Origin of the sequence: Saccharopolyspora erythraea (genome assembly GCF_018141105.1) — a bacterium.
GTDB lineage: Bacteria > Actinomycetota > Actinomycetes > Mycobacteriales > Pseudonocardiaceae > Saccharopolyspora_D > Saccharopolyspora_D erythraea_A.
Map to the genome: position 1 here is coordinate 1,766,768 of NZ_CP054839.1, position 26,774 is coordinate 1,793,541.

Annotated in this window: 22 protein-coding genes; 8 read left to right on the forward strand and 14 right to left on the reverse strand. The window is 71.6% G+C overall.

Translation table 11 applies throughout. The annotated features are described in order from the left end of the window. Nucleotides 1-33 precede the first annotated feature (33 nt). Nucleotides 34-2,391 (forward strand): helicase C-terminal domain-containing protein, encoded by a 2,358-nt coding sequence (locus tag HUO13_RS08150; protein ID WP_211900821.1) that lies wholly within the window; start codon nt 34-36, stop codon nt 2,389-2,391. Between the two features lie 217 nt (nt 2,392-2,608). Here the strand turns inward: HUO13_RS08150 and HUO13_RS08155 are convergent, their stop codons facing one another. Next, complete coding sequence (locus tag HUO13_RS08155; RefSeq protein ID WP_211900822.1) at nt 2,609-2,911, reverse strand: hypothetical protein; 303 nt, start codon at nt 2,909-2,911, stop codon at nt 2,609-2,611. A 326-nt stretch (nt 2,912-3,237) separates the two neighbouring features. Here HUO13_RS08155 and HUO13_RS08160 point away from each other — a divergent pair, with 326 nt between their 5' ends. After that, nucleotides 3,238-4,113, forward strand: a complete 876-nt coding sequence (locus HUO13_RS08160) for a helix-turn-helix domain-containing protein (RefSeq protein ID WP_211900823.1) — start codon at nt 3,238-3,240, stop codon at nt 4,111-4,113. A gap of 20 nt (nt 4,114-4,133) precedes the next feature. After that, entirely contained in the window at nt 4,134-4,352 is a 219-nt protein-coding gene (locus HUO13_RS08165; RefSeq protein ID WP_211900824.1) for a DUF397 domain-containing protein, read from the forward strand. A gap of 49 nt (nt 4,353-4,401) precedes the next feature. On the opposite strand, the gene HUO13_RS08170 is transcribed toward HUO13_RS08165, so the two are convergent. After that, on the reverse strand, nt 4,402-5,904 hold the full coding sequence (locus HUO13_RS08170; RefSeq protein WP_211900825.1) for a glutamate synthase subunit beta: 1,503 nt from the start codon (nt 5,902-5,904) through the stop codon (nt 4,402-4,404). After that, the gene (gltB, locus tag HUO13_RS08175; RefSeq protein ID WP_211900826.1) at nt 5,897-10,447 is read right to left on the reverse strand and encodes a glutamate synthase large subunit; all 4,551 of its coding nucleotides are present in this window, start codon (nt 10,445-10,447) and stop codon (nt 5,897-5,899) included. The genes HUO13_RS08170 and gltB overlap by 8 nt, the downstream gene beginning before the upstream one ends. 580 nt (nt 10,448-11,027) lie before the next feature. Here gltB and HUO13_RS08180 point away from each other — a divergent pair. From HUO13_RS08180 to HUO13_RS08190, 3 genes are read left to right on the forward strand one after another with little or no spacing between them, the layout of a single operon-like run. Next, nucleotides 11,028-11,972 (forward strand): ABC transporter substrate-binding protein, encoded by a 945-nt coding sequence (locus tag HUO13_RS08180; protein ID WP_211900827.1) that lies wholly within the window; start codon nt 11,028-11,030, stop codon nt 11,970-11,972. Continuing rightward, complete coding sequence (locus HUO13_RS08185) at nt 11,972-13,006, forward strand: FecCD family ABC transporter permease (protein WP_211900828.1); 1,035 nt, start codon at nt 11,972-11,974, stop codon at nt 13,004-13,006. Before HUO13_RS08180 ends, HUO13_RS08185 begins: the two co-directional genes overlap by 1 nt. Then, entirely contained in the window at nt 13,003-13,776 is a 774-nt protein-coding gene (locus HUO13_RS08190; RefSeq protein WP_211900829.1) for an ABC transporter ATP-binding protein, read from the forward strand. Before HUO13_RS08185 ends, HUO13_RS08190 begins: the two co-directional genes overlap by 4 nt. Nucleotides 13,777-13,920: 144 nt before the next feature. Here HUO13_RS08190 and lgt read toward each other — a convergent pair whose 3' ends face one another. From lgt to HUO13_RS08225, 7 genes are all read right to left on the reverse strand, one after another. Next, complete coding sequence (lgt, locus tag HUO13_RS08195) at nt 13,921-15,018, reverse strand: prolipoprotein diacylglyceryl transferase (protein WP_211900830.1); 1,098 nt, start codon at nt 15,016-15,018, stop codon at nt 13,921-13,923. Between the two features lie 249 nt (nt 15,019-15,267). Next, complete coding sequence (locus HUO13_RS08200; RefSeq protein ID WP_211900831.1) at nt 15,268-15,603, reverse strand: hypothetical protein; 336 nt, start codon at nt 15,601-15,603, stop codon at nt 15,268-15,270. Nucleotides 15,604-16,134: 531 nt separating this feature from the next. Further along, nucleotides 16,135-16,929 carry a tryptophan synthase subunit alpha gene (gene trpA / locus HUO13_RS08205; RefSeq protein WP_211900832.1) on the reverse strand — a complete coding sequence of 265 codons (795 nt, stop codon included), beginning with the start codon at nt 16,927-16,929 and terminating at the stop codon, nt 16,135-16,137. Next, nucleotides 16,926-18,203 (reverse strand): tryptophan synthase subunit beta, encoded by a 1,278-nt coding sequence (gene trpB / locus HUO13_RS08210; protein WP_211900833.1) that lies wholly within the window; start codon nt 18,201-18,203, stop codon nt 16,926-16,928. The genes trpA and trpB overlap by 4 nt, the downstream gene beginning before the upstream one ends. 118 nt (nt 18,204-18,321) lie before the next feature. Then, nucleotides 18,322-19,131, reverse strand: a complete 810-nt coding sequence (gene trpC / locus HUO13_RS08215) for an indole-3-glycerol phosphate synthase TrpC (RefSeq protein ID WP_211900834.1) — start codon at nt 19,129-19,131, stop codon at nt 18,322-18,324. Between the two features lie 248 nt (nt 19,132-19,379). Continuing rightward, nucleotides 19,380-19,991, reverse strand: coding sequence for a Trp biosynthesis-associated membrane protein (locus HUO13_RS08220; protein ID WP_211900835.1), 612 nt, complete (start codon nt 19,989-19,991; stop codon nt 19,380-19,382). Continuing rightward, a complete protein-coding gene (locus HUO13_RS08225; RefSeq protein WP_211900836.1) occupies nt 19,969-21,546 on the reverse strand; it encodes an anthranilate synthase component I in 1,578 nt (525 codons plus the stop codon). Before HUO13_RS08225 ends, HUO13_RS08220 begins: the two co-directional genes overlap by 23 nt. 84 nt (nt 21,547-21,630) lie before the next feature. Here HUO13_RS08225 and HUO13_RS08230 point away from each other — a divergent pair, with 84 nt between their 5' ends. Continuing rightward, nucleotides 21,631-22,254, forward strand: a complete 624-nt coding sequence (locus tag HUO13_RS08230; RefSeq protein ID WP_211900837.1) for a TetR family transcriptional regulator — start codon at nt 21,631-21,633, stop codon at nt 22,252-22,254. A gap of 100 nt (nt 22,255-22,354) precedes the next feature. Here the strand turns inward: HUO13_RS08230 and hisI are convergent, their stop codons facing one another. Next, nucleotides 22,355-22,705 (reverse strand): phosphoribosyl-AMP cyclohydrolase, encoded by a 351-nt coding sequence (gene hisI, locus HUO13_RS08235; RefSeq protein WP_211900838.1) that lies wholly within the window; start codon nt 22,703-22,705, stop codon nt 22,355-22,357. Continuing rightward, entirely contained in the window at nt 22,702-23,475 is a 774-nt protein-coding gene (hisF, locus tag HUO13_RS08240; RefSeq protein WP_211900839.1) for an imidazole glycerol phosphate synthase subunit HisF, read from the reverse strand. Before hisF ends, hisI begins: the two co-directional genes overlap by 4 nt. Nucleotides 23,476-23,530: 55 nt before the next feature. Between hisF and HUO13_RS08245 the strand changes: the two genes are divergently transcribed. After that, entirely contained in the window at nt 23,531-23,914 is a 384-nt protein-coding gene (locus HUO13_RS08245) for a PPOX class F420-dependent oxidoreductase (protein WP_211900840.1), read from the forward strand. A 190-nt stretch (nt 23,915-24,104) separates the two neighbouring features. Here HUO13_RS08245 and HUO13_RS08250 read toward each other — a convergent pair whose 3' ends face one another. Continuing rightward, the gene (locus tag HUO13_RS08250) at nt 24,105-25,586 is read right to left on the reverse strand and encodes an alpha/beta fold hydrolase (RefSeq protein WP_211900841.1); all 1,482 of its coding nucleotides are present in this window, start codon (nt 25,584-25,586) and stop codon (nt 24,105-24,107) included. 369 nt (nt 25,587-25,955) lie between these two features. After that, nucleotides 25,956-26,687 (reverse strand): bifunctional 1-(5-phosphoribosyl)-5-((5-phosphoribosylamino)methylideneamino)imidazole-4-carboxamide isomerase/phosphoribosylanthranilate isomerase PriA, encoded by a 732-nt coding sequence (gene priA, locus HUO13_RS08255; protein ID WP_211900842.1) that lies wholly within the window; start codon nt 26,685-26,687, stop codon nt 25,956-25,958. Nucleotides 26,688-26,774: the final 87 nt, after the last annotated feature.

Genomic DNA, 26,774 nt, shown 5'->3' on the forward strand with positions numbered 1-26,774 from the left:
CCGTCTCGTGAGGCGGGATGGCAACATGTCGGAATGACTTCCGGTTTCGTCAAGTGGCTGAGGTCTCTGGACGTCGGCGAGCTCGCCGAACTGCTGCGGTCTCGGCCGGACTGCGCCTCGCCGCCGCCACGTTCCGCGGACGAACTCGGCAACCGGCTCAACGTCCCGCACTCGATCCAGCGGGCGCTCGACGAGCTGGACCGAGAATGCCACGACGTCCTCGCCGGGGTGGTGGTGTCCGGCGATGGCTGCACGGTCGAAGAGCTGGCGCGGGCGCACGGGGTCGACAACACCGCGGAACTCGATCGCGGCTTGGCGGTCCTGCGGCGCAACGCACTGGTATGGCCCGCCCCGGACGGCACTCTGCACCTTGCCGGTCCGCTTCGGTCCGCCCGCAGCTCGCTTGGCCTCGGCCGTAACGTGCAAGCTCTGCTCAAGCCGTTTCCCGTCGACGAACTCGGCTGGATCGCCGAGAGCATCGGAATCCGCAAGGGCAAGCGCAAGCAGCAAACGCTCGACGCGATCGAGGCATTCCTCTCCGACCCAGCCGAGATCGCGGGCCTGTTGGCGCAAGCACCTGCCGAGTGCCGCGAGATCGTCGAGAAGACGGCGTGGCAAGGTCCCATCTGCGATCCCTTCCAAGGGATCTCGACGAACCGGGCGATCGATCCGGTGTCCTGGCTGCTGGAGCGGGCGTTGCTCGTTCCGGTGGACAGGTTCCACGTCAACGGTCCTTTCGAGATGCCCCGCGAGGTGGCGTTGGCATTGCGCGGGGCCGACTACCACGCCCCACTTCGCAAACGACCGGCCGCACCGAAGACCACGGAAGCCGGTACCGGCGCGGTGGACAGGACTGCCGCAGTCGCGGCAGGCAGGTTCGTGGCGGGTGCCGCGCGGTTGCTGGAGCACTGCGCGAAGGCTTCCGTGTCACCGCTGAAATCCGGCGGTGTCGGCGTTCGTGTCCTGAGCCAGTTGGCCAAGGCCCTGCACGCCGACGAACGCGAAGTCAGGCTGTGGCTGGAAGCGGCGGCGGGCGCCGAGTTGCTCTCGATCGACGGCGACGGCGACATCGTGCCCGCCGACAGCGCGGAGGAGTGGCAGACCAGCGACCCCGCCGACCAGTACGTCGAGCTGGTCTCGGCATGGTGGTGGCTGCCGGGCGCCCCGACCATGACGTGTCTGGAGGAAAAGCCCGGACCGGCGCTCGCGGGCCTGTCCAACGACATCGACCGCATGCTCCGCCACGACCTGGTGGGCCAGCTCGCCGAACTTCCGGACGGGCACGCGGTGGCCTCCACCGATGAGCTCGACCCGCTACTGGCCTGGCTCCGACCGGCCTTGTACGGCGACGCCGAGAGCATCGGCGCCCCAGCGAAGTTGACCTGGGCGGAGTGCGATGCCACAGGCGTCACCGCCTCCGCCGCCCTGTCGTCGTTGGGCAGCTCGCTGCTGGCCGAGGACAGCGACCGGCTTCGTGCCGAGGCCGCACGAATGCTTCCCACGGCGCAGGAATCCGCCGTGTTGCAAGCGGATCTGACCGCCGTGGTCCGCGGCACTCCGAACGCGAAGCTGACCAGGTCGCTCGATCTGATGGCCGACCTGGAGCGCCGGGACACCGCGTCCACCTGGCGCTTCTCGCCGACCTCGATCCGGCGGGCGTTCGACCAGGGCTGGACGGCCGAGGACGTGGTGGCCGAACTGGAGAGGATCTCGGACTCGACGCTCCCGCAGCCGTTGCGCTACCTGATCGACGACGTCGCCCGCCGCTTCGGCGAGCTGAAGGTGACCACGGTGAAGTGCTGCGTCGTCGGGGACGAGGCCCTGCTCGCCGAGGTGAGCAGGCACAAGGCACTGGCGCCGCTGAAGCTTCGGGTGCTCGCACCCACCGTGCTCGCCTCGGGCAAGGCAGCGTCCGAGACACTGGACAAGCTTCGCGCGGCGGGCTACTCACCTGTCCAGCAGGACGCCAGCGGCAGTGTGCGGCTCGAACGCCACGCGGGTAAGCGTGGCGACGGCGGCAGCCGAAACCTCCGGCCGCGCCGAGCGGTCGTTGCGAACCGCGCCGAGCCGGACTTCGACCTGATCGCCAAGGCGCTGGCGAAGGGCACCGAGCCACCACAGCCCGCGATCACCGGCCTGACGTCCAGGGTCGACGAGTTGGCTCACGAAGCGACCCAGCTCGGTCCGGGCGAGATAGACGTCCTCGCGGACGCGCTCGCCCGCGAGAGCGCGGTGCACATCGAGTACGTCGACCAGACCGGGAAGCGCACCAGCCGTCCGGTCACACCGATCGACCTCGACCAGCGCTGGCTCGTCGCCTGGTGCCACATGCGCGACGACGAGAGGAACTTCCGCCTGGAGCGCATTCGGTCGGTGACCGCCATCGGATGACGAGTCAGCACTCCTGACGCAGGATTTCGGAGCACTCAGGGCACGACGGAGAAGTGATCCAGTCCATCTCGGACGTTCGTGCCAGTGGCACCCGCTGTCCGCACACGGTCGTCGCCGACGACTCGCCTTCCCAGCGGCAGCCCCGGAAGGCGTGCCGCACACCGCCGGGTGCGGTGGTGTGCGGGATCGGCTGCCAGAAGTGCCGGTTCGCCACGGGTCAGCTCCTCGGCGACGCGGCGTGCTCGTCCAGCAGCGCCCAGCGGGCGGCCAGGTAGACGCGGCACGGCGACTTGGGACGTCGCCAAGGCCGCTGCCAGCGCCACAGAATCCGGGAACAGGCCGGGCACTCCCCGGGATCGCCCGGTTCGTGCTGCGCCATCAGCGTCCGCACGGCGGCGACCAGGTTCGGCATCTCCGAGCGGGCGATCTCGCACACCGCATGCTCCTCGCCGTGTCTGGCGATACTCGCCAACATGTCGAGCCGGCGGCGCACGGATTCGTTGAGGTCTTTCAGGAACATGGACACCTGCCAGGGATTCGGGGACGGGAGCCGCGCGGCCCGGCGCTGGGAGAGGTACCGGACCGCGCGGCACGCGGCGCGCGGTAGTGAGCTGGAGCCTCACTCGGGGTCACCGCACGCCGGTGGATGGCCACACCGCCGGGGGAGGAAGAACGGCGAAGCCAGCCGATCGGGGGATATCCGGTTTACAGAGCCAAATTCGCTACGGTTTGGATGTACACCGAGTGCATCTCTTGGCCTTGCTCACCGGCAGGGCCAAGATTAAGACCGTAAGGCAATTCTGTACATACACCTTTCCGGTGATGCTCTGGTTCGGAAGGACGACGATGTCAACGCACTCCAGCTCCATCACCATGCAGCAACGCCAGCTCGGCAACGAGCTGCGCAAGCTCCGCGAAGCGGCCGGGATCACCCAGGAGGTGGCCTCCGAGCACCTCGGCAAGGCGCACAACAAGATCAGCCGCGTGGAGACCGCCAAGGTCGGCATCTCGGGCCTGGAGCTGGAAGCCCTGCTGTCGCTGTACAAGGCCAGTCCGAAGGACAAGGTGTGGTGCCGCGAACTCGCCAAGGGCGCCCGCCGCCGGCGTGGTCGCCCGAAGGAGGCGACGCTCTACCCCGGGCCGAAGTGGTTCCGCGCGTTCCGCGACTTCGAGCAGAGCGCGACCGAGGTCATGATGGTCGGCTCGGAAGTGCTGCCCGGAATCCTGCAGACCGAGGAGTACACGCGCAGCATGTTCGCCGGTCGCGGCGACGACCCGAACGGCAAGGACGTCGAGGACCACGTCCGGATTCGCAAGGAGCGGCAGGAGCTGCTGACTCGCGAGGACGCCTCGCACTTCTCGTTCGTGCTCAGCGAATCCGCGCTGCGGCGGCAGATCGGCGACCCCGCGACCATGGCCGAGCAGCTCGACTACCTCGCAGAGGTCGCGCTGCTGACCAACATCAACATCCAGGTCATCCCGTTCGACACGCTGTCGTACGACGCAGTCGGCTCGGATTTCGTGATCTTCCGCTTCGACGAGGACACCAGCACCGACATCGTCTACATCGAGATCTACGGCGATGCCATCTACATCGACAAGCCAGCGGCGGCGGTGCGCCGCTACAACGAGCTGCTGAGCAGGCTTTACGGCATTGCCTTGGGGCCGGTCGAATCGCGTAACTTCATCCGTGAGCTGGCAAGCCAGTTCGCTGGGAGATGAGCGAGGAAGGACTGAGCCGTATGGCCAACTCAGGCATCGACTGGGCAGCCGTCCGATTCATCAAGTCGTCGTACAGCACCAATGACGGCGGCAACTGCGTCGAGATGGGCAGGCGCGCGAGCGTCATCGGCATCAGGGACTCGAAGCTGGGCGCCGCGAGCCCGGTGCTGGAGTTCCCCGCCACCGCGTTCCGTGCCTTCCTGGCCGACGTCAAGGCAGGCACGTTCCGATCCGCATGAGATGAGCCGTGGGCGGCGGTCCGAGAAGCCGGACCGCCGCCCACGGTCGTCACACGACGGCGAGAGGCAGCGCGGTGGGGTGCACCGGCGACGGGAGCTGCGAGTCGCCCATCAGGTGCGCGTCGACGGCGTTGGCCACCGAGCGGCCCTCCGCGATCGCCCACACCACCAGCGAGGCGCCCCGGTGGGCGTCACCGCAGACGAAGACGCCGGGGGCGGTGGTCTCCCAGTTCGACCCGCAACCGATGCTGCCCTTCTTCGTCAGCTCGATGCCGAGCCCGCCGAGCAGGTCCATGTGCTCGACACCCTCGAAACCGATGGACAGCAGCGCCAGGTCGCACGGCAGCTCCTCGACCTCGTCGGAGACCGGGATGACCTGTCGCCGCCCGTCGACCCGCTCGACCTTGACCTGCCGCAGCCGCACGGCCCGCACGTTGCCCTCGTCGTCGCCGACGAACTCCTCCACCGCCACCGCGAACTTGCGCTCGCCGGCCTCCTCGTGCGCGGGGTAGGTGCGCAGGATGTAGGGCCAGGTAGGCCACGGCGAGATGTCGTCGTCCCGACTGGTCGGCGGCTGCGGGTAGTTGTCGAGCTGGGTCACGCTCAGCGCGCCCTGCCGGTTCGCGGTGCCGTAGCAGTCGGCGCCGGTGTCGCCGCCGCCGATGATGATGACGTGCTTGCCCTCCGCCGAAATCGGCGTCGGACCGTCGCCCTCGCACTCCTTGTTCGCCGGCACCAGGTGCTCCATGGCCAGGTGCACGCCGTTGAGCTCGCGCCCGCGCACGGTGCGGTCGTCGCGGCCGCGCAGCGCGCCGACGGCCAGCACGACCGCGTCGTAACCCGCGCGCAGCTCCTCCACCGTCAGGTCGACGCCGACCTCGCAGCCGGTGACGAACTTCGTGCCCTCCGAACGCATCTGCGCCAGCCGCCGGTCCAGGACGGACTTCTCCATCTTGAACTCGGGGATGCCGTAGCGCAGCAGCCCGCCGATGCGGTCGTCGCGCTCGAAGACGGTCACCTCGTGCCCGGCGCGGGTGAGCTGCTGGGCCGCGGCCAGCCCGCCGGGCCCGGAGCCGACGACCGCGACCCGCTTGCCGGTGGCCAGCTCCGCGAGCTGGGGCTCGACGTAGTCGTTCTCCCAGCTCACCTCCGCGATGGCCTCCTCGACCCGCTTGATGGCCACCGGGCCGCCCGCGGCCGGCGAGATCGACAGCACGCACCCGGCCTCGCACGGCGCCGGGCACAGCTTGCCGGTGAACTCCGGGAAGTTGTTGGTCGCGTGCAGCCGCTCGGACGCCTGGTCCCACTGGCCGCGGCGGACCATGTTGTTCCACTCCGGGATCAGGTTGCCCAGCGGGCAGCCCGCCGAGCCGGAGTGGCAGAACGGGATGCCGCAGTCCATGCAGCGGGCCGCCTGCTTGGAGGTCTCGGCCTTGCGGTCCTCGGTGGACAGCGAGGCGTAGACCTCGTACCAGTCGCCCAGTCGTTCGTCGGTGGGACGCTTCGGCGCGTCGGCCCGGGAGTACTTGAGAAAGCCCTGCGGGTCAGCCACGGGAAGCCTCCATGATCGCCTCGTCGACGTCGCGGCCCTCGGCCCTGGCCAGCCGCATGGCCTCCAGGACGCGCTGGTAGTCACGGGGCATCACCTTGGTGAACCCCGCGGAGCGCCGCCGCCAGTCGCCCAGCAGCGAGGCCGCGACCGTCGAGCCGGTCAGTTCGTGGTGCCGCCGCACGATCTCGTGCAGCCACTTCAGGTCGTTGGCGCCGGGCCGCTCCAGGTCCACCATCGCGGTGTTGACCCGCACCGGGTCAAGGTCGAGCACGAAGGCGGTACCGCCGGACATGCCGGCCGCGACGTTGCGCCCGGTGCCGCCGAGCACCACCGCCGCGCCGCCGGTCATGTACTCGAAGGCGTGGTCGCCCGCGCCCTCGGCGACCAGGGTCGCGCCGGAGTTGCGGACGCAGAACCGCTCGCCGACCTTGCCGCGCAGGAAGACCTCGCCGCTGGTGGCGCCGTAGCCGATGACGTTGCCCGCGATGACCTGGTCCTCGGCGGCGAACGACGAGTCCGGGTGCGGGCGCACCACGATCCGGCCGCCGGAGAGGCCCTTGCCGACGTAGTCGTTGGCGTCGCCGACCAGGTCCAGGGTGACCCCCGCCGGCAGGAACGCGCCCAGCGACTGCCCGGCCGAGCCCTCCAGCTCCACGTGGATCGTGCCGTCGGGCAGGCCGTCGCCGCCGTAGCGGCGGGTGACCTCGGCGCCCAGCAGCGTGCCGACGGTGCGGTTGACGTTGCGCACCGGCAGCTGCAGCCGCAGCGGGTGGGCGTCCTCCAGACCCGCCTCGGCGAGCTGGATCAGGGTGCGGTCCAGCGCCAGGTCCAGGCCGTGGTCCTGCTCGCGGACCCGGCGCCGCACCGGCGAGTACGGGGTCTCGGGAACCGCGAACACCGGACCGAGGTCCAGGCCGCGGGCCTTCCAGTTCTCCACCGCCTCGTCGGTGCGCAGCGCCTCGACCTGGCCGATGGCCTCGTCGAGGGTGCGGAAGCCAAGCTGCGCCAGGTACTCCCGGACCTCCTGGGCGATGAACTCGAAGAAGTTCACCACGTGGTCGGCCTGACCGGTGTAGCGCTTGCGCAGCTCCGGGTTCTGGGTGGCGACCCCGACCGGGCAGGTGTCGAGGTGGCAGACGCGCATCATGATGCAGCCCTCGACCACCAGTGGCGCGGTGGCGAAGCCGTACTCCTCGGCACCCAGCAGCGCCGCGATGACCACGTCGCGGCCGGTCTTCATGCCGCCGTCGACCTGCACCGTGATGCGGTCGCGCAGGCCGTTGAGCAGCAGCGTCTGCTGCGTCTCGGCCAGCCCGACCTCCCACGGCGTGCCCGCGTGCTTCAGCGACGTCAGCGGCGCCGCGCCGGTGCCGCCGTCGTGACCGGAGATGAGCACGACGTCGGCGTGGGCCTTGCTGACGCCCGCCGCGACCGTGCCGACGCCGACCGAGCTGACCAGCTTCACGTGCACCCGCGCCTGGTCGTTGGCGTTCTTCAGGTCGTGGATGAGCTGTGCGAGGTCCTCGATCGAGTAGATGTCGTGGTGCGGCGGCGGCGAGATCAGGCCGACGCCCGGCGTGGAGTGCCGGGTCTTGGCGATCCACGGGTACACCTTGTGCGCCGGGAGCTGGCCGCCCTCGCCGGGCTTGGCGCCCTGGGCCATCTTGATCTGGATGTCGCTGCCGTTGACCAGGTACTCGCTGGTGACGCCGAAGCGGCCGGAGGCGACCTGCTTGATGCCCGAGCGGCGCTCGGGGTCGTAGAGCCGGTCGGCGTCCTCGCCGCCCTCGCCGGAGTTGGACACCCCGCCGATGCGGTTCATCGCGATCGCCAGCGTCTCGTGCGCCTCGGCGGAGATGGCGCCGTAGCTCATGCCGCCGGTCGCGAAGCGCTTCATGATCTCCGAGGCAGGCTCGACCTCGTCGATGTCGATCGGCTCGCGACCGCTCTGCATCCCGAACAGGCCGCGCAGCGTGCCGCCCTCGGCGGCCAGCCGGTCGACCTCGGCGGTGTACTTGCGGAACACCTCGTAGCGCCGGTTCTTGGTGGCGTGCTGGAGCAGGAACACCGTCTCCGGGGTGAACAGGTGCAGCTCGCCCTCGCGGCGGAAGGAGTACTCGCCGCCGGTCTCCAGCCTGCGGTGCACCCGCGCGGCCGGGTTGTCCGGGTAGGCGCGGCGGTGCCGCTGCGCGACCTCCTCGGCCAGCACGTCCAGCCCGACGCCGCCGAGCTTGGAGGTGGTGCCGCGGAAGTAGGAGTCCACGACCTCCTGCGACAGCCCGACGGCCTCGAAGACCTGGGCGGCGGTGTAGGCGCCGACGGTGGAGATGCCCATCTTGGACATCACCTTCAGCACGCCCTTGACCAGTGCCTGCACGTAGTTGCGGATCGCCACCCGCGGCCGGATTCCGCTGATCTGGCCGGTGGCGATCATGTCCTCGATCGCCTCGAAAGCCAGGTACGGGTTGACCGCGGCGGCGCCGTAGCCCAGCAGCGCGGCGATGTGGTGGACCTCGCGGGCGTCACCGCTCTCGACCACCAGCGCGACCCGCAGCCGCTCCTTGGTCTGCACCAGGTGGTGGTGGACCGCCGACACCAGCAGCAGCGACGGGATCGGCGCCATCCGGTGGTCGGAGTCGCGGTCGGAGAGCACCAGCACGCGCGCCCCGGCGGCGATGGCCTCCGACGCCTCCTGGCGGACGCGCTCGATCGCCTCCTCCAGCGCCGCGCCGCCACCGTCCACTTCGTACAGTCCGGACAGGACGGTGCAGGCGAAGCCGGGCAGGTCGCCGTCGGAGTTGATGTGGATGAGCTTGGCCAGCTCGTCGTTGTCGATCACCGGCGCGGGCAGCACCACGTGCCTGCACGACGCCGCCGACGGGTCCAGCAGGTTCTGCTCGGGGCCCATCACCCGCGCCACCGAGGTGACGATCTCCTCGCGGATGGCGTCCAGCGGCGGGTTGGTGACCTGCGCGAAGCCCTGCACGAAGTAGTCGTAGAGCATCCGCGAGCGCTGCGAGAGCGCGGCGGGCGGGGTGTCCGAGCCCATCGACCCCAGCGGCTCGGCGCCCTTCTGCGCCATCGGAGCCAGCAGCAGCGCCAGCTCCTCCTCGGTGTAGCCGAAGGTGAGCTCGCGGCGGACCACCGACTCGTGGCTCTGCACGACGTGCTCGCGGTCGGGCAGGCTGTCGAGGTTGAGCAGCCCGGCGTGCAGCCACTCGTCGTAGGCGCGCCCCCCGGCCAGCTCCGACTTGATCTCCTCGTCGTCGACGATGCGGCCCTGCTCGGTGTCGACCAGGAACATCCGGCCGGGCTGCAGGCGGCCCTTGGCCACCACCTCTTCCGGCTTGAGGTTGAGCACACCGGACTCGCTGGCGAGCACGACGCGGTCGTCGGCGGTCTGCCACCAGCGCGCCGGGCGCAGGCCGTTGCGGTCCAGCACCGCGCCGACCAGGCTGCCGTCGGTGAAGGTCACGCACGCCGGGCCGTCCCACGGCTCCATCAGGCTGGCGTGGAACTGGTAGAAGGCCTTGCGGGCCGGGTCCATCTCGGCATGGTTCTCCCACGCCTCCGGGATCATCATCAGCACCGCGTGCGGCAGGCTGCGCCCGCCCAGGTGCAGCAGCTCGAGCACCTCGTCGAACGACGCCGAGTCCGAGCCGTCCTCCGAGCAGATCGGGTACAGCCGCGAGAGGTCGCCGGGAATCAGCTCCGACTCCAGCAGCGCCTCGCGGGCGCGCATCCTGTTGCGGTTGCCGCGGATGGTGTTGATCTCGCCGTTGTGGGCCACGAACCGGAACGGGTGGGCCAGCGGCCACGACGGGAAGGTGTTGGTCGAGAACCGGCTGTGCACCAGGGCGATGGCACTGGTCAGCCGCTCGTCGCCCAGGTCGGGGAAGAAGGCGGGCAGCTGCTCGGTGGTCAGCATCCCCTTGTAGACCATGGTCCGGCTCGACAGCGACGGGAAGTACAGCTCCACGCCCTCGCGGGCAGCCTCCCGCTCGGCGCGCTTGCGCAGGCAGAACGCCGGCCGGTCCAGCTCGGCGCCCGCGCGGCCGTCCTCGGCGGCCACCAGCAGCGTGCTGAAGTGCGGCATGCAGCCCAGCGCGGTCTGGCCGACCCCGGCGGCCTCCGGCGCGATCGGCACCGCGCGCCAGCCGAGCACCCGCAGGCCCTCCTCGCCCGCGATCCGCTCGACCAGCTCCACCGCTCGAGCCCGCTCCCCCGCGTCGGCGGGCAGGAATGCCATCCCGGCCGCGTAGCGCTGCTGGCCGGAGTCGTCGGGCTCCGGGAGCCGCACCCCTGCCTCGGCCCGCAGCAGCTCGTCGGGGAGCTGGAGCAGGATGCCCGCACCATCACCGCTGGTGGGTTCGGCGCCCGCGGCGCCCCGGTGCTCGAGATTCGCCAACGCGGTCAGGGCATCGGCGACGATGCCGTGCGAACGCCGGCCGCGGATGTCGGCGACCATGGCGACACCACAGGAATCCTGTTCCGCGGCGGGGTCGTAAAGACCCTGCCGGGCGGGAATGGCAGAGAAGACCACTGCGCAGACCTCCCTAGTCGTACCGCGTGCTCAAGTCAGGAGACTTCGACTTCTGGGCACGGGACGACGCTGGCCCGCTCATGACCATCCGGAGATCGCAAGAGGCCCGGGCGAAATGAGTCACCCGTCGCGTCCGGAGTTTGTTCAAAATACTTTAACAGTCAAGATACCCAGAAGCAGCACTCTGGGAGTGATGCTGACCATCTTGTTCATACCGGCCTCCGTCGGTTAACCGAGGAGTCGCCGGCACGCCGGTTTGCACACTTCGTCACCAAATCTAGCCGCTGCGTCGCGATCCGCACAGCCCCAGTGCGCCAGGACACCCCCCGCTGGGACGTGCGTGGCGATCGTTTACTGATATCTTTCCTGCTCAGGGTAGCCGTGGTCGGGTGCCCGCGGACGCCAGCGGAAGCGAAACCCGGTGCGAACCCGGTGCTGTGCCGCAACTGTGATGGTCCCGGCGCAGCCCGGGGCCGAGCCAGGTCGCCTTGCGCGTGGCGTCGATGTCCGCCACTCCCGGTGCAGGGGTGCGGCGTCGGCCACCCGGCGCCGGACCGCACCGGCCGAACCGAGGGAAGTCATGACCGGGTTCCGCCGCCTCGCCGCGTTGCTGCTCGCCGCGCTCGCCCTGCTCGCCGGGGCCACAGCCTGCGCCACTCGTCCCCCGGCCGTCGATCCGCCCGGCCCGGTCGACGACCCGGCTTCGGCGTTCCCGGCGAAGGTGCAGATCCCCGGCCAGGAACCCGTGACGCTGGCCCAGCAGCCCAAGCGCATCGTCTCGCTCTCCCCCACGGCCACCGAGACCCTCTACGCGGTGGGCGCGGGCGACCAGGTCGTGGCCGTGGACCAGTTCTCCGACTTCCCGGCGCAGGCTCCCCGCACCGAGCTGTCGGCACTGAACTCCGACGCCGCCGCCATCGGCGGGCAGAACCCCGACCTGGTGATCGCGCCGGACAGCGCGACTGAGCTGGCCGAGGGACTGCGCGCGCTCGACGTGCCGGTGCTGCTGACCCCGGCGCCCGCGAGCCTCGACGACGCCTACCGCCAGATCGAGGTCATCGGTCAGGCCACCGGGCACACCAAGGCCGCCAAGAACCTCTCCGGACGGATGCGTTCGGACATCGAACGCCTGGTGGAGTCGACTCCCAAGCCCCCGCGCCCGCTGACCTACTACCACGAGGTCAGCCCGGATCACTACACCGCGACCTCGCAGAGCTTCGTCGGCAGCGTCTACGCCCTGTTCGGCCTCACCAACATCGCCGACCCGGCGGGCGGGCCGTTCCCGCAGCTGTCCGAGGAGCACATCGTGCAGGCCAACCCGGACCTGATCTTCCTGGCCGACACCAAGTGCTGCCAGGTGACCTCCGCCGCGGCCGCCGCGCGGCCGGGCTGGAACGCGCTGACCGCCGTCCGGGAGGGCCGCGTCGTCGAGCTGGACGACGACACCGCCGGGCGCTGGGGCCCGCGCGTGGTCGACCTGGTCCGCTCGATCAGCGAGGCCGTGAAGAAGACGCAGCACGGCTGATGCCCGTCACCGCGTTGCCGCGGACGCGGCTGCGCCCGTCCCACCTCCTGCTCGGCGTCGCCGCCCTGCTGCTGTGCGTGCTGCTGGCGGTGCTCACCGGTGCCGCCGAGCTCGGCTGGCAGCGGGTGCTCGGCGAGCTGGTCGCGCAGGTCACCGGCGGCATGTCCCCGCTGTCGGAGCGCGAGGCGGCGATCCTGTGGCAGCTCAGGGTGCCGCGCGTGTTGCTGGGCGCGCTGGTCGGCGCGGCGCTGGCGGTCTCCGGCGCGGCCTTCCAGGGCGTGTTCCGAAACCCGCTGGCCGACCCCTACCTGCTGGGATCGGCCGCCGGCGCAGGGCTCGCGGTCACCGTCGTGATCGCCGTCGCCCCGGAGCTGGCCGGCGGCATGTCGGTGCCGGTCCAGGTCGCGGCCTTCACCGGAGCGCTCGGCGGGGTCGGGCTGACCTGGGCGGTGGGCCGGGTCTCCGGCGCCGACACGGCCACGCTGGTGCTCGCCGGTGTCGCGGTGGGCGCGTTCCTCACCGCCGGGCAGACCTTCGTCCAGCAGCTGCGCCTGGAGTCGCTGGAGCAGGTCTACATGTGGATCCTCGGCAGGCTGACCACCACCGGCTGGCGGGAGGTGCTGCTCGTGCTGCCCTACCTCGCGGTCGCGGTGGTCGTGCTGTGCCTGTGCGGGCGGCTGCTGGACCTGCTGGGCACCGGCGACGAGGAGGCCGCGGCGCTGGGCGTGCGCCCGGGCCGGGTGCGTGCGCTGGTGCTGGTCGCGGCGTCGCTGGCCACCGCGGCGGCGGTGTCGGTGGCCGGGCTGATCGGTTTCGTCGGACTCGTCGTGCCACACCTGGTGCGGCTGGCCGTCGGCGGCGGCTACCGGGTGATCGTGCCGCTGTCGCTGCTGTTCGGCGGCGCGTTCCTGGTGCTGGCCGACATGCTCGCCCGCACCGTGATGGCGCCCGCGGAGCTTCCCATCGGCGTCATCACCGCGTTCGCCGGCGCGCCGTTCTTCGCCGTGCTGCTCTACGCCAGGAGGACCGCTTGAGCAGCCTCCAGACCCACGGCCTCTCGGCCGGGTACCGCCGCACCACCGTCGTCTCGGACGTGTCGGTCACGGTGGACAGCGGCGGCTGGCTGGGCATCATCGGCCCCAACGGCTCCGGCAAGTCCACCCTGCTCAAGGCGGTGGCGGGACTGGTGCGGCACGAGGGGCGCGTGGTGGTCGACGGCCGTGCGGTGGCCGGGCTGCGCCGCCGGGAACGCGCGCGGCTGGTCGGCTACGCCCCACAGATCCCGCAGCTCCCGGTCGGCATGACCGTCACCGACTACGTGCTGCTCGGTCGGACACCGCACCTGGGACCCCTGGGCCGCGAAGGCGCCAGGGACCTGGAGGTCGTCGGCGGGTTCCTGGAGCGGCTGGACCTCGACGGGCTCGCCGACCGGCAGCTGTCGACCCTCTCCGGCGGCGAACGCCAGCGCACCGTCCTGGCCCGCGCGCTCGCGCAGCAGGCGGGCGTGCTGCTGCTGGACGAGCCCACGACCGGACTCGACGTCGGACACGCACAGGCCCTGCTCGACCTGGTCGACGAACTGCGGCGGGAGCTCGGCACCACGGTCGTCATGACGCTGCACGACCTGACGCTGGCCGCGCAGTACGCGGAGCGCCTGCTGCTGCTCGACGGCGGCCGGGTCGCCGCCGAGGGCACCCCTGACGAGGTCCTGACCCCCACGACGCTCTCCGAGCGCTACACCGGTCGCGTCACCGTCCTGCACACGCCCGACGGCAACCCCGTCATCGCCCCGATCCGCGGCTGAGGCCCGTCGCAGCGGCCCTGGTCCGGCGCCCACCGGCGCGACCTCAGGCCCGCCGTGCGCGCCGGAACACTCGCGGCGCGAGCCGCGCACCCGCGCCGCGGCTCCGCCACCCCACCGCTACGCAAACGGCCTCTGAAACGTTCCTCAGCTCCGGCTCTCGCCGTCGCCGTTGGCGCGCTGCGCCTGCGCCTCCGGCTGCCCGCTCCCGGCCTCCGGCCGGTCGCGCTCCGCCTCCGGCTCGGCGGCGTCCGCGCCGCCGGCCCGCCGCTCGCCGTCCGCGGCTTCGCCGCCGGCGGCCTCCTCGGCCGGGGCGTCGTCGGACCGAGCCTCCGGCTCGTCCTCCTCGCCCGGCCTCGGCTTGCCGAGCAGCTGCGCCGGGTCCTCCCGCTTGCCGCGCACGACCAGCAGGTAGACCACGGCGAGGGCGAAGACGATGACCGAGGTGAAGACGTTGATCCGGATGCCGAACAGCGGCGTGGCCTCGTCGGTGCGCATCAGCTCGATCCAGAACCGGCCCGCGGTGTACCCGGCGACGTAGAGCGCGAAGACGCGGCCGCGACCCATCCTGAACTGGCGGTCGGCCCACACGATGAGCAGGCAGACGCCGACGTTCCACAGCAGCTCGTAGAGGAAGGTCGGGTGCACGACCGTGATCGGGGTGTGGTCGGCGGCGACCCCGGCGATCGGGTCGGAGAGGCCGGTCGCCGGGTCGATGCGCCGGTAGATCTCCAGGCCCCAGGGCAGCGTGGTCGGTCCGCCGTAGAGCTCCTGGTTGAACCAGTTGCCGAGGCGGCCGATCGCCTGGGCGAGCACGAGGCCGGGCGCGACCGCGTCGGCGAACGCGGGCAGCGGGACGCCGCGGCGGCGGCAGCCGATCCAGGCGCCGACGGCGCCGAGGGCGACCGCGCCCCAGATGCCGAGGCCGCCCTCCCAGACCTTGAGCGCGTCCAGCGGGTTGCGGTCCGGCCCGAAGTATTTGTGCCAGTCGGTCGCGACGTGGTAGAGCCGACCGCCCACCAGGCCGAACGGCACCGCGAACACCGCGATGTCGACGACCGTGCCCTTGCGGCCTCCGCGGGCGACCCAGCGCCGGTCGCCCCACAGGATCGCCACGACGATGCCTGCGATGATGCACAGCGCGTACGCGCGCAGGGGGAACGGGCCGATGTACCAGACCCCCTGGTCGGGGCTGGGGATGTTGGCCAGGAAGGCCGTCGCCGATGCGGGAACCGGGGCAGTCACGTCCCCAACCGTATCTGGCGCCCGGGTGGCGGCGGACGGTGGACCGGCGTAGCCGATAGCCAGTCGTGACCCCGGTGACCTGCCGATGACGTGTGCGCGGCGCGTTCGGAAACAGAACCGCAACCCGGCTGCCGCGGTGGAGCAATCCAGTCGAGTCATTTCCGGACGCGACCGGGACAATCACATCCGGCACAAACGCCGGTTGCCTGCTTCCCACTCGGGAAACAGGCAACCGGGAATCGCGTTCGATCAGTGGTGGAACCCGAAGCGGTGGTCGTCCTTGTGGTGGTCGTGGTGCCCGGTGCCCCACTTGGCGCGGTCGCACGCGTTGGTGGCGTGCCACGGGGCCACGTGGAGGTCGAGCAGCTTGTTCTTGCACTCCTCCCACCACTTGGCCTCGCCCGCCTCGCACGCCCACTTGAACGGGCGGTGCTTCTCGCCCCACACGTCGTAGTGCTCGGTGGCCAGGTAGTCGAGGCAGTGGGCAACCCTGGCCTGGGCCGGGGCCGCCAGGCCCAGCAGCATGCCGCCCGCGAAAGCAGTGCTCACCACGCCGGCGCACACCTTGCGCATAATCGAACTCATGGAGCTTCCTTTCTCGACCATCCCGAAATGGCATTGCGTCCATGATGTTGCGCCCGGAATTGCATGATCGCCATTACGCGGAGACCTGATCGACGGCATTTCGGCGAAAATCAGCGCTGAAATCACTTCGAATATGACCGGCCGCCGACGAAATTGTTCACACTTCGGTTTCCGGTGCACCCGAACAAGCAGCCGCGGAGCCCGGCGCGAACACGGTGAGTCGGCGATCGCTCCCTCCACCGGAGGAACAGTGGTCACCCTGAGGGTTGGACATTCCCCGGCAGAGGCGGGCGCCGGGGACCCACTCACCGGTAACCACGCCGGAAAGCCGACGCGTCGAGGCGCGCCGCACAGGCGCGCTGACACGTGCACAGGAGTCACACACGTGCGCACCCTGCCTTCGGCGCATCAACACACCGCGTGTCCGAAGCTCGGCACACGGATTCCCGAAGATCTACAGATCGCGCGTCAGGCGACCCGCGCACCCGCCGTCCGCGGGCCAACGGCCGTCCGGCTCGCCGTTCCCGGCGGTCAGCGGCTGCGAACGCCCCTGGCCAGTTCCGATGCCAGCGCCCGCACGCCCTCGACGCCCTCGCGCTCGGCGCGGTCGATGAACGCCGAGCCCACGATGACACCGTCGGCGAAGCCGGCGACCTCGGCGGCCTGCTCGCCGGAGCGCACGCCCAGTCCGACGCCGATGGGCAGGTCGGTGTAGGCGCGGGTGCGCTTGACCAGCCCCTCCGCCGCTGCGCCGACCGAGTCGCGGGCGCCCGTCACGCCCATGACCGAGGCGGCGTAGATGAAACCGGAGGCGGCCTTGGTGGTCATCTCCAGCCGCTGCTCGGTCGAGGACGGCGCGACCAGGAAGATCCGGTCGATGCCGTGCTCGTCGGTCGCGGCAATCCAGTCCTCCGCCTCGTCGGGCACCAGGTCCGGGGTGATGACCCCGAGCCCGCCGGCGGCCTTGAGGTCGCGGGCGAAGGCGTCCACGCCGTAGTGGTGCACCGGGTTCCAGTAGGTCATCACCACGGCGTTGCCGCCGCCGGAGGCGATCGAGGACACCACGTCGAACAGGTCGCGCACCCGGAAGCCGGCGCGCAGCGCCCGGTCGCTGGCGGCCTGGACGGTCGGGCCGTCGATCACCGGATCGGAGAACGGCAGACCGACCTCGACGATGTCGCAGCCCGGCTCGTCACCGGTGCCCGACAAGATCGCGCCGAGCAGCTCCTTCGAGCCCTCCACGGTCGGGTAACCGGCAGGGAGGTAGCCGATGAGCGCCGCGCGCCCCTCCTGCTTGCAGGAAGCGAAAACGTCGTGCAGGCTCACCGGTCCTTCTCCTGTTCCGCCTCGTCGACGAGGCCGAAGTACTTCGCGGCGGTGTCCATGTCCTTGTCGCCGCGGCCGGACAGGCTCACCAGGATGACCGCGTCCGGGCCGAGCTCCTTGCCGAGCTCGATCGCGCCGGCCAGGGCGTGCGCGGACTCGATCGCCGGGATGATGCCCTCGGTGCGCGAGAGCAGCTGGAAGGCCTGCATCGCCTCGTCGTCGGTGACCGCGCGGTACTCGGCGCGACCGGAGTCCTTGAGGTAGGAGTGCTCCGGCCCGACGCCGGGGTAGTCCAGGCCCGCCGAGATCGAGTACGCCTCGGTGATCTGGCCGTCGTCGGTCTGCAGCAGGTACGAGCGCGCGCCGTGCAACGTCCCGGGGGTGCCCTGGGTCAGCGTCGCGCCGTGCTCGCCGCTGTCGAGGCCGTGGCCCGCGGGCTCGAACCCGACCAGCCGCACGTCCGGGTCGTCGATGAAGCCGTGGAAGATGCCGATGGCGTTGGAGCCGCCGCCCACGCACGCGGCGACGACGTCGGGCAGCCTGCCGGTCAGCGCCAGCGACTGCTCCCGGGCCTCCTCGCCGATGACCCGGTGGAAGTTGCGGACCATGACCGGGAAGGGATGCGCGCCCGCCGCGGTGCCCAGCAGGTAGTGGGTGTCCTCGACGTTGGTGACCCAGTCGCGCAGCGCCTCGTTGATGGCGTCCTTGAGGGTGGCCGAGCCGGAGGGCACCGGGATGACCTCGGCGCCGAGCAGCCGCATCCGGGCCACGTTGAGCGCCTGGCGCTTGGTGTCGACCTCGCCCATGTAGATGACGCATTCGAGGCCGAGCAGCGCGCACGCGGTCGCCGTGGCGACGCCGTGCTGGCCCGCGCCGGTCTCGGCGATCACCCGGCGCTTGCCCATCCGCTTGACCAGCAGCGCCTGCCCGAGCACGTTGTTGATCTTGTGCGAGCCGGTGTGGTTGAGGTCCTCGCGCTTGAGCAGGATCCGCGCGCCGCCCGCGTGCTCGGAGAAGCGCTCGGCCTCGGTCAGCAGCGAGGGCCGCCCCGCATAGTCGCGCAGCAGGCGGGCCAGCTCGTCGACGTACTCCGGGTCGTGCTGGGCCTTCTCGTACTCGGCGGCGAGCTCGTCCTGGGCGGCGATCAGCGCCTCCGGCATGAACCGGCCGCCGTAGGGTCCGAAGTGCCCGCGCTCGTCCGGGTCGTGGCCTTCCGGCACGGGTTTGCCCGGACGGTGGGCGTGCGCGGTGTCCGCGCCGCTAGCGGGTGTCATCACTGCTCTCCTTCGGCTCGCGCCCACGACGTCTGCACAGGTGGATGGCCCTTCGGCGAACCGGTCCCCACCGTACTCGGGGACCGGTGCCGGGCACCGGCCAGGGCCGGTGCCTTGATCACCTGCTGGGGCGCGGGCAGGCCGGGTGGGAACCCGCGGTGACCAGCTGCGTCACCGCCGTCCTCGGGTTGTCGCTGGTGACCAGGCCCTCTCCGACAAGCACCGCGTCGGCGCCCGAGCCGGCGTAGGCCATCAGGTCGCTCGGGCCACGAACACCCGATTCAGCGACCTTGAGCACCTCGACCGGCAGCCCGGGGGCGATCCGGCCGAAGACGTCCCGGTCGACCTCCAGGGTGTGCAGGTTGCGGGCGTTGATGCCGATGACCTTGGCACCGGCCTCCAGCGCCCGGTCGGCCTCCTCCGCGGTGTGCACCTCGACCAGCGCCGTCATGCCCAGCGACTCGACCCGGTCCAGCAGCGCCTCCAGCGCCACCTGCTCCAGCGCGGCCACGATCAGCAGCACCATGTCCGCGCCGTGCGCGCGGGCCTCGTGCACCTGGTAGGGGCTGACGATGAAGTCCTTGCGCAGCAGCGGCGCGCTCACCTTGGCGCGCACCGCGTCGAAGTCGGCCAGCGAGCCGCCGAAGCGGCGCTGCTCGGTGAGCACGCTGATCACGCGCGCCCCGGCCGCCGCGTAGTCGGCCGCCAGCTCGGCCGGCTCCGCTATATCGGCGAGCTCGCCCTTGGACGGGCTGCGCCGCTTGACCTCGGCGATCACGCCCACGCCCGGGGCGTGCAGCGCGGCCATCACGTCCCTCGGCGGCGGAGCCGCCGCGGACCGCTGCTTGATCTCCTCGAAGGGAATCGCCGATTCCCGGACGGCCAGGTCCTCGCGAACACCGTCGATGATGGATTCCAGAACGCTCACGCGAACACCTCGCAGGCCGTGCCCCGACTACTCACCCGCAGGTTGTTGTATGCGCAGATGAACTCATTGCGCTCGATCACGACACTCCCCTTCCCGCCGTGCCGTCGCATGGCCGATGCTAAACCCGCCCTGTCCGGCCTCCGCCGAAGGGGTGGAACAACGTCCCTGCACAGCAAGGACCTTCGGCCCTTGCGCGGTGCCTACGAGCACCACCTGAACCGTTCCCGGACCTCGCCTGGACGGGTGAGTCAGCGGTCCTTGTCGACCGTCGGGTCCCGTCCCTCGTCGAGTGCGTCCCACAGCCTGCGGTCGGGATCCCGGCTCGCGCGCCGGGCCTCTCCCGGCGCCGAGTACCGCGCCCCCATCGCGGGCATCCGCCCCGCGCGCAGCACGACCAGCGCGCCCGCCACGACGAGCAGCGCGGCCGCGGCCGACATCAGCAGCGGTCCCGCCGGGTTCGAGGCGAACCCGGCGACCGGCACGCTGCCCGGCGGCACCTTCGGCCCCGTGTAGGCGAACCAACCCCCGACGTGCCAGTCGACCACGCGCCACACCAGCATGCCGCCCTCGGCCAGCACGAGCAGGCCGATCAGCCTGCGCAGCAAGCCGCCGGTGGCCAGGACCGCCGCGATGGCGGCGAGGGTGGCCAGCGCCAGCGGCACCAGCTCCGGCCGCAGCGCGCTGCCCGCCGGACCGGCCGTCAGCTCCTGGCCCAGCGGTGTCCGGTAGCGCTGGCTCACCCAGGCCAGCGCGCCCGCGCCCCACAGCATCGCCGCGGCGGCCAGCATCAGCAGCACCACCGACCACAGCAGCCTCGGCGAGGTGGCCGGACGGCTCTCAGATCCCTGCTCGGTCGTCAACCCTGTCTCCCGCCGCCGGATGGTGGTTGCCCGGCCGCCGCAGCGTCTGGGCGGTCGCCACCGCGTTGAGCACCGCGCGCGCCTTGTTCAGGCACTCCTGGTCCTCGGCCACCGGGTCGGAGTCGGCGACGATGCCGCCGCCGGCCTGCACGTAGGCCGTGCCGTCGCGCACCAGCGCGGTGCGGATCGCGATCGCGGTGTCGGCGTTGCCCGCGAAGTCGAGGTAGCCGACCACGCCGCCGTACTGGGCGCGGCGGGTCGGTTCGAGCTCCTCGATCAGCTCCAGGGCGCGCGGCTTGGGCGCCCCGGACAGGGTGCCCGCCGGGAAGCACGCCGCGACCGCGTCGAAGGCCGTGCGCCCCTCCGCGAGGGTGCCGGTCACCGTCGACACGATGTGCATGACGTGGCTGTAGCGCTCGATGCGGAAGAAGTCCACGACCTTCACCGACCCCGGCCGGCAGACCCGGCCCAGGTCGTTTCGGCCGAGGTCGACCAGCATCAGGTGCTCGGCGCGCTCCTTGTCGTCGTTGATGAGCTCCTTCTCCAGCAGCGCGTCCTCGTCCTCGTCGGCGCCGCGCCAGCGGGTGCCCGCGATCGGGTGCGTGGTGGCCTGGCCGTCGCGGACGGTCACCAGTGACTCCGGGCTGGAGCCGACGATGTCGAACGGGCCGCCGCCGTCGGGGTCCTCCAGGCGCAGCAGGTACATGTACGGGCTGGGGTTGGTGGTGCGCAGCACCCGGTAGACGTCCAGCGCGTCGGCGTCGGTCGCCATCTCGAACCGCTGCGAGACCACGACCTGGAACGCCTCGCCCGCGCGGATGGCCTCCTTGGCCTTCTCCACCGCCGCGTGGTGCTCGGACTCGGTGCGCTTGCGCACGAAGTCCGGGGCAGGCCGGGAGAACACCGCCACGGTGGGCTCGGAGGGCAGGAACAGCCGCTCGGTCATCTCGTCGAGCCTGCGGACCGCGTCGTCGTAGGCGGCGTCGACCCGCTCCGGGCTGTCGTCCCAGTTCACCGCGTTGGCGATCAGCGTGATGGTGCCCTCGTGGTGGTCCAGCGCGGCCAGGTCGGTGGCCAGCAGCATCACCAGCTCGGGGATCTCCAGGTCGTCCTCGGCCAGGTCGGGCAGCCGCTCCAGCCTGCGCACCGAGTCGTAGCCGAGGTAGCCGACCATGCCGCCGGTCAGCGGCGGCAGCCCCGGCAGCGGGTCGGTGTGCAGCAGCTTGACCGTCTCGTTGAGCGCCACCAGCGGGTCGCCGCCCTCGGGCAGCCCGACCGGCGGCGTGCCGGTCCAGCGCGCCTCGCCGTCGCGGACCGTCAGGGCGGCGGCGCTGCGCACGCCCACGAACGACCATCGGGACCAGGAGCGGCCGTTCTCGGCCGACTCGAACAGGAACGTGCCCGGCCGGTTGCCCGCGAGCTTGCGGTACACGCCGAGCGGGGTCTCGTCGTCCGCGAGCAGCCGCCGCACCACCGGGATCACCCGGTGGTCCGCGGCAAGCGCGCGGAACTCCTCGCGTTCTGGACTGATCTTGCCGATGTCGCCGCCCACCATGCCCCAATTGTGCCGTCCGCCAGGGCGGGCGCCGCGCGCAGCCCGGCTTTGCACCCCGAAGCGGCCGACCGCGAGGATGGCGGGGTGAGCGGTGGCATCGAGGAGGAGGCGCCCAGGCGCCGGGGACGGCGGCGCAGCGGCGAGGACACCAGGGCGGCGCTGGTCTCGGCGGCCCGGGAGGTGTTCATCGAGCAGGGCTACGACGGGGCGACCGTGCGGGCCATCGCCACCAGGGCGGGCGTGGACGCGGCGATGGTCAACCACTGGTTCGGGGGCAAGGCGGGGCTGTTCACCGCCGCGGTGTCGATCCCGGTCAACCCGGCCGAGGTGCTGCCCAAGATCCTCGACGGCCCGCGGGACCGCGTCGCCGAGCGGATGGTGCGCACCTTCGTGACGGTGTGGGACCGCGAGGGCGGCGGCGCGTTCGCGGCGCTGGTGCGCAGCATCGCGACGCAAGAGACGGCGGTGCGCATGCTGCGGGAATTCATCACGACTGTGCTCTTCGGCGGTCTGGTCCGGGAGCTCGGCATGGACCGGGCGGAGCTGCGTGCGTCGCTGTGCGCGTCGCAGGTCGTCGGCCTGGGCATGGTCCGCTACGTCGCGGCGCTGGAGCCGATCGCGTCGGCCGACGCCGAGACCGTCGTGGCGGCGGTGGCGCCGAACCTCCAGCGCTACCTGACCGGCGACCTGTCGGACGTGCCGTCGTAGCGGCGCCGCCGCCCGGGTCTGACGGCGTGGCGCCTCGGGACAAGATCGTCTGCCGCGCCTTCGGCGGTCCGGCCCGCCGGCCGGAGGTCGCCCGTCGCCGTCAGCCCTCCGCCAGCAGGACGTCGGCGTCGAAGCAGGTGCGGTCGCCGGTGTGGCAGGCGCCGTCCACCTGGTCCACGACCAGCAGCACCGTGTCGCCGTCGCAGTCGAGCCGGACCTCGTGCACGTACTGGGTGTGCCCGGACGTCTCGCCCTTGACCCAGTACTGCTGCCTGCTGCGGGAGTAGTAGGTGCCCTTGCGGGTGGTCAGCGTGCGGTGCAGGGCCTCCTCGTCCATCCAGGCCATCATCAGCACCTCGCCGGTGCCGCGCTGCTGGGCCACCGCCGCGACCAGGCCCTCGGAGTTGCGCTTGAGCCGGGCGGCGATCGCCGGGTCCAGGCCGCTGCTCATCGAACCGTGATCCCTTCCGCGCGCATGGCGTCCTTGACCTCTCCGATGCGGAGCTGGCCGAAGTGGAAGACGCTGGCCGCGAGCACCGCGTCGGCCCCGGCGCGCACGGCGGGCGCGAAGTGCTCGACCGCACCGGCGCCGCCGCTCGCGATCAGCGGGACGTCGACGGCCTCCCGCACGGCGCGGATCATCTCCAGGTCGAACCCGGCCTTGGTGCCGTCGGCGTCCATGGAGTTCAGCAGGATCTCCCCGACGCCCAGCTCCTGGCCCCTGGCGGCCCACTCCACCGCGCAGATGCCGGTGCCCCGGCGCCCGCCGTGGGTCGTGACCTCGAAGCCCGAAGCGGTCGGCTCACCACCCTCGGGCACCCGGCGCGCGTCCACCGACAGCACCACGCACTGGGCGCCGAAGCGCTGCGAGGATTCGCGCAGCAGCTCGGGGCGCGCGATCGCGGCGGTGTTGAGGCTCACCTTGTCGGCGCCCGCGCGCAGCAGGCGGTCGATGTCCTCGGGGCTGCGCACGCCGCCACCGACGGTCAGCGGGATGAAGACCTGCTCGGCGGTGCGGCGCACCACGTCGAAGGTCGTCTCGCGGTTCGAGGACGAGGCGGTGACGTCCAGGAAGGTCAGCTCGTCGGCGCCTTCGGCGTCGTATGCCTGGGCCAGCTCGACCGGGTCACCCGCATCGACGAGGTTGGTGAAGTTGACGCCTTTTACGACCCGCCCCTGGTCGACGTCCAGGCAGGGGATCACACGCACCGCGACGGCCATACAACCAGGGTAGAGAGGGCGTCGGGCGGCCGGAGCAGGAGGCTACGGTGAGCGGATGGACAAGGTCACCCGCATCCTCGCCGACTCCCGCTACCTGCTGCTGACCACGTTCCGCCGCAACGGAAAGCCGGTGCCCACCCCGGTGTGGGTCGTCGGCGACGGCGGCAGCCTGGCGGTCTGGAGCGACGCCGAGTCCGGCAAGGTCAAGCGGATCCGGCGGGAGCCGGGCGTCGAGCTCGCGCCGTGCGACGCGCTCGGCAAGCCGCACGGGGAGCCCGTGCGCGGGCGGGCCATCGTGCTCGACCCCTTCGAGCTGGAGCGGGTGCAGCGCCTGCTGACCCGCAAGTACGGCCTGGCCGGGCGGGCGTACCTGGCGGCCGGCCGCCTGCGCCGCGACCGCCCGGAGATGGTCGCGGTCTCCATCACCGTCGGCGGCTGACCACGGGCCGGGCGGCGATCCGGGCCGTCGACTCGGCAGGGCTTGCGGCGTCGGCCCTGGCCCGGCCCGGCCTGATCGGTGCCCTCGCGCGAACGGCCCTCCCCGCCCGTCCCGGGCTGTGAAAGGGCCGTTCGCTTCCGTGGTCGACGCCGGCGGCCGAGGTCCCGGCCCCGCCGGGTCGGTCAGCGCATCACCACGGGCCGGCCGTGGCCGCCTGCGGGAGGGGCTTCGGCGGCACCGCCGGGCAGTGCGAGCCTTCCGGCGGCATCCGCAGGTCGATCAGGTACCGGTCGGCCGCACCGGTTGTGCACTCGCTGCGCGAGTAGACGCCGTGCCCCCAGCCGTCGTAGGTGAGCAGCGTGGACTGCTCGATCTGGGCGTTGACGTTCCTGGCCCAGTTGTAGCCGGTGGAGGGGTCGTGCAGGGCGTTCATGATCAGGACCGGCGGCGTGCCGCCGAGGTCGGGGTCGTGCGGCGGGTTGCCGGCGCGGATCGGGAAGTCCACGCAGTGCAGCGCCGGCGCACCGACGCCGAAGCGGACGTGCGGGGCGTTCTCGCGCTGGGCCTTCCACAGCTCCGCGTACTCCTCGGCCGAGCCGACGCGGAAGTCCTGGTCCGAGCACACCATCGGCAGTGCCGAGGGCAGCGTCCGCGGCTCGGCCACCGCCACGGGACCGGTCGTCTCCGAGAAGCTCTTGAGCCTGTCGGCGAGTTGCTCCCACATCGGTTCGTAGAGGGCCGACACGGTCAGCTGGGTGAGCCGCTCGGGCGCCAGCGGCTTCGACGGGTCCTGCGGATCGGTCAGCTCGCCGCGCTCGGCACGGGCGTAGAGGTCGTCGAAGAAGGCGCCGACGTCCCGGCCGTGCAGCGCGCAGCGCTCCTCGGACTCGCACCACCGGACGAACTCGTTGAAGGAGTCCTCCGCGGTCGCGGCCTGGGTGGTGAGGAACTCGCGCGGGCTCAGGTTGTGGTCGAACACGCTGTCCAGCACGAGCGCCCGCACCCGCGTGGGGAAGTTCTCGGCGTAGGCCTGGCCGGTCTGCGTCCCGTAGGAGATCCCGTACAGGCTGATGCGCTCCTCGCCCAGCGCGGCGCGCAGCGCGTCGATGTCATGGGCGACGCTGACCGTGTCGACGTGGTCGAGCAGCGGGCCCGTCAGCTCGCGGCAGCTCTCGCCCAGGCGCTTGTTGTAGTCGCGCACCACCTCGAAGTGCTGCGGGTCGTCGGACACGAGCGGCGGCGGCTGCTCGACCAGCTCGGCATCGCACCTGATCTGATCGGGCAGGCCGACGCCGCGAGGGTCGAAGCTGACGATGTCGAACCGCGCGGCGACCTCCGGTGAGAAACGTGAGCCGCCGACCACCTCGGCGACACCGGAGCCGCCCGGGCCACCGGGCATGTGCACCAGCGTGCCGATGCGCGCGCCCGGGTCGGTGGCGGGTTGGCGTGCCACCGGGATGGTGACGGTCGGTCCGTCCGGTCGGGACCAGTCGACGGGCACCCGCATCGTTGCGCACTGGACCTGCGGGTTCTGCTCGCAGGGCTGCCAGTCGACGGCGGTCTGCGGCGCGGGTGTCCCGGCGGCCGGGGCGGCGAGTGCGGGCGCGGCGCTCGCGGTCACCGCGGCCAATGCCAGCAGCGCCCCCAGCGCGGGCGTTCGTCGTCTCCGCAAGGCAATCTCCTCGGATCACGGTGTGGATCCGCCGGTCGGATCCACACCGTGATCTTCGAGGCGCGAGTGCCCCCGCAAGATCAGGTTGTTCCCGGGAGAAGTCCCGGAGACGTCCCTTAAGAGAGCAGCCGCGTGTGCTCCGGGAAGACGAGGGAAGCCGGACGGCCGCCGGAGTCACGCCACGTCGATCTCCGCGGTGACGTCATGGTCAGGCCAGGCAGCGGCGTCGTCAGGCGGCGTTGCCGTCGGGGTGGTGTCGGCATCGGGCGGCGTTGTGTTCAGGCCCGGCTCGACATCACCGTCAGCCCGGCGTCGTCGATGCCGCTCGGTCAGCGGACTGCGGCGGCTCGGCGGGCCGCGACTGCTCCGTCAGCGGACCGCGGCGAGGGCCTCTTCGAGGGTGAAGTTGCCCGCGTAGAGGGCCTTGCCCACGATCGAGCCCTCCAGGCCCTCGCCGGCCAGCCGGGACAGCTCGACGAGGTCGTCCACACTGGACACACCGCCGGACGCGATGACCGGGGCGTCGGTGCGGGAGCAGACCTCGCGCAGCAGAGCCACGTTCGGGCCCTGGAGGGTGCCGTCCTTGCTGACGTCGGTGACGACGTAGCGGCGGCAGCCCGCGGCGTCGAGCCGGGCCAGGACCTCCCAGAGGTCGCCGCCGTCGGTGGTCCAGCCGCGCGCGGCGAGCCGGTGGCCCTGCTCGGTGATCCGGACGTCGAGCCCGACCGCTACGCGGTCGCCGTACTCGGCGACTACGCGGTCCGCCCAGTCGGGGTTCTCCAGGGCGGCGGTGCCGAGGTTCACGCGCTCGCAGCCGGTGGCCAGCGCCGCCTCCAGCGAGGCGTCGTCGCGGATGCCGCCGGAGAGCTCGACCCGCACGTCGAGCTTGGCGACCACGTCGGCCAGCAGCTCGCGGTTGGAGCCGCGGCCGAAGGCGGCGTCGAGGTCGACCAGGTGGACCCACTCCGCGCCCGCGCGCTGCCAGGCCAGCGCGGCCTCCAGCGGATCCCCGTAGGAGGTCTCGGTACCGGCCGCGCCCTGAACGAGGCGGACCGCCTGGCCATCGGCGACGTCAACGGCGGGAAGCAGGGTGAAACTCACGCCGCAGACCCTACCGCCTGCCGCGGAACCACCGGTCCTGAGGTGTTTGCGGAGGTCGGGAGGCCGGTCGGTCCCGACCCGCGGCTT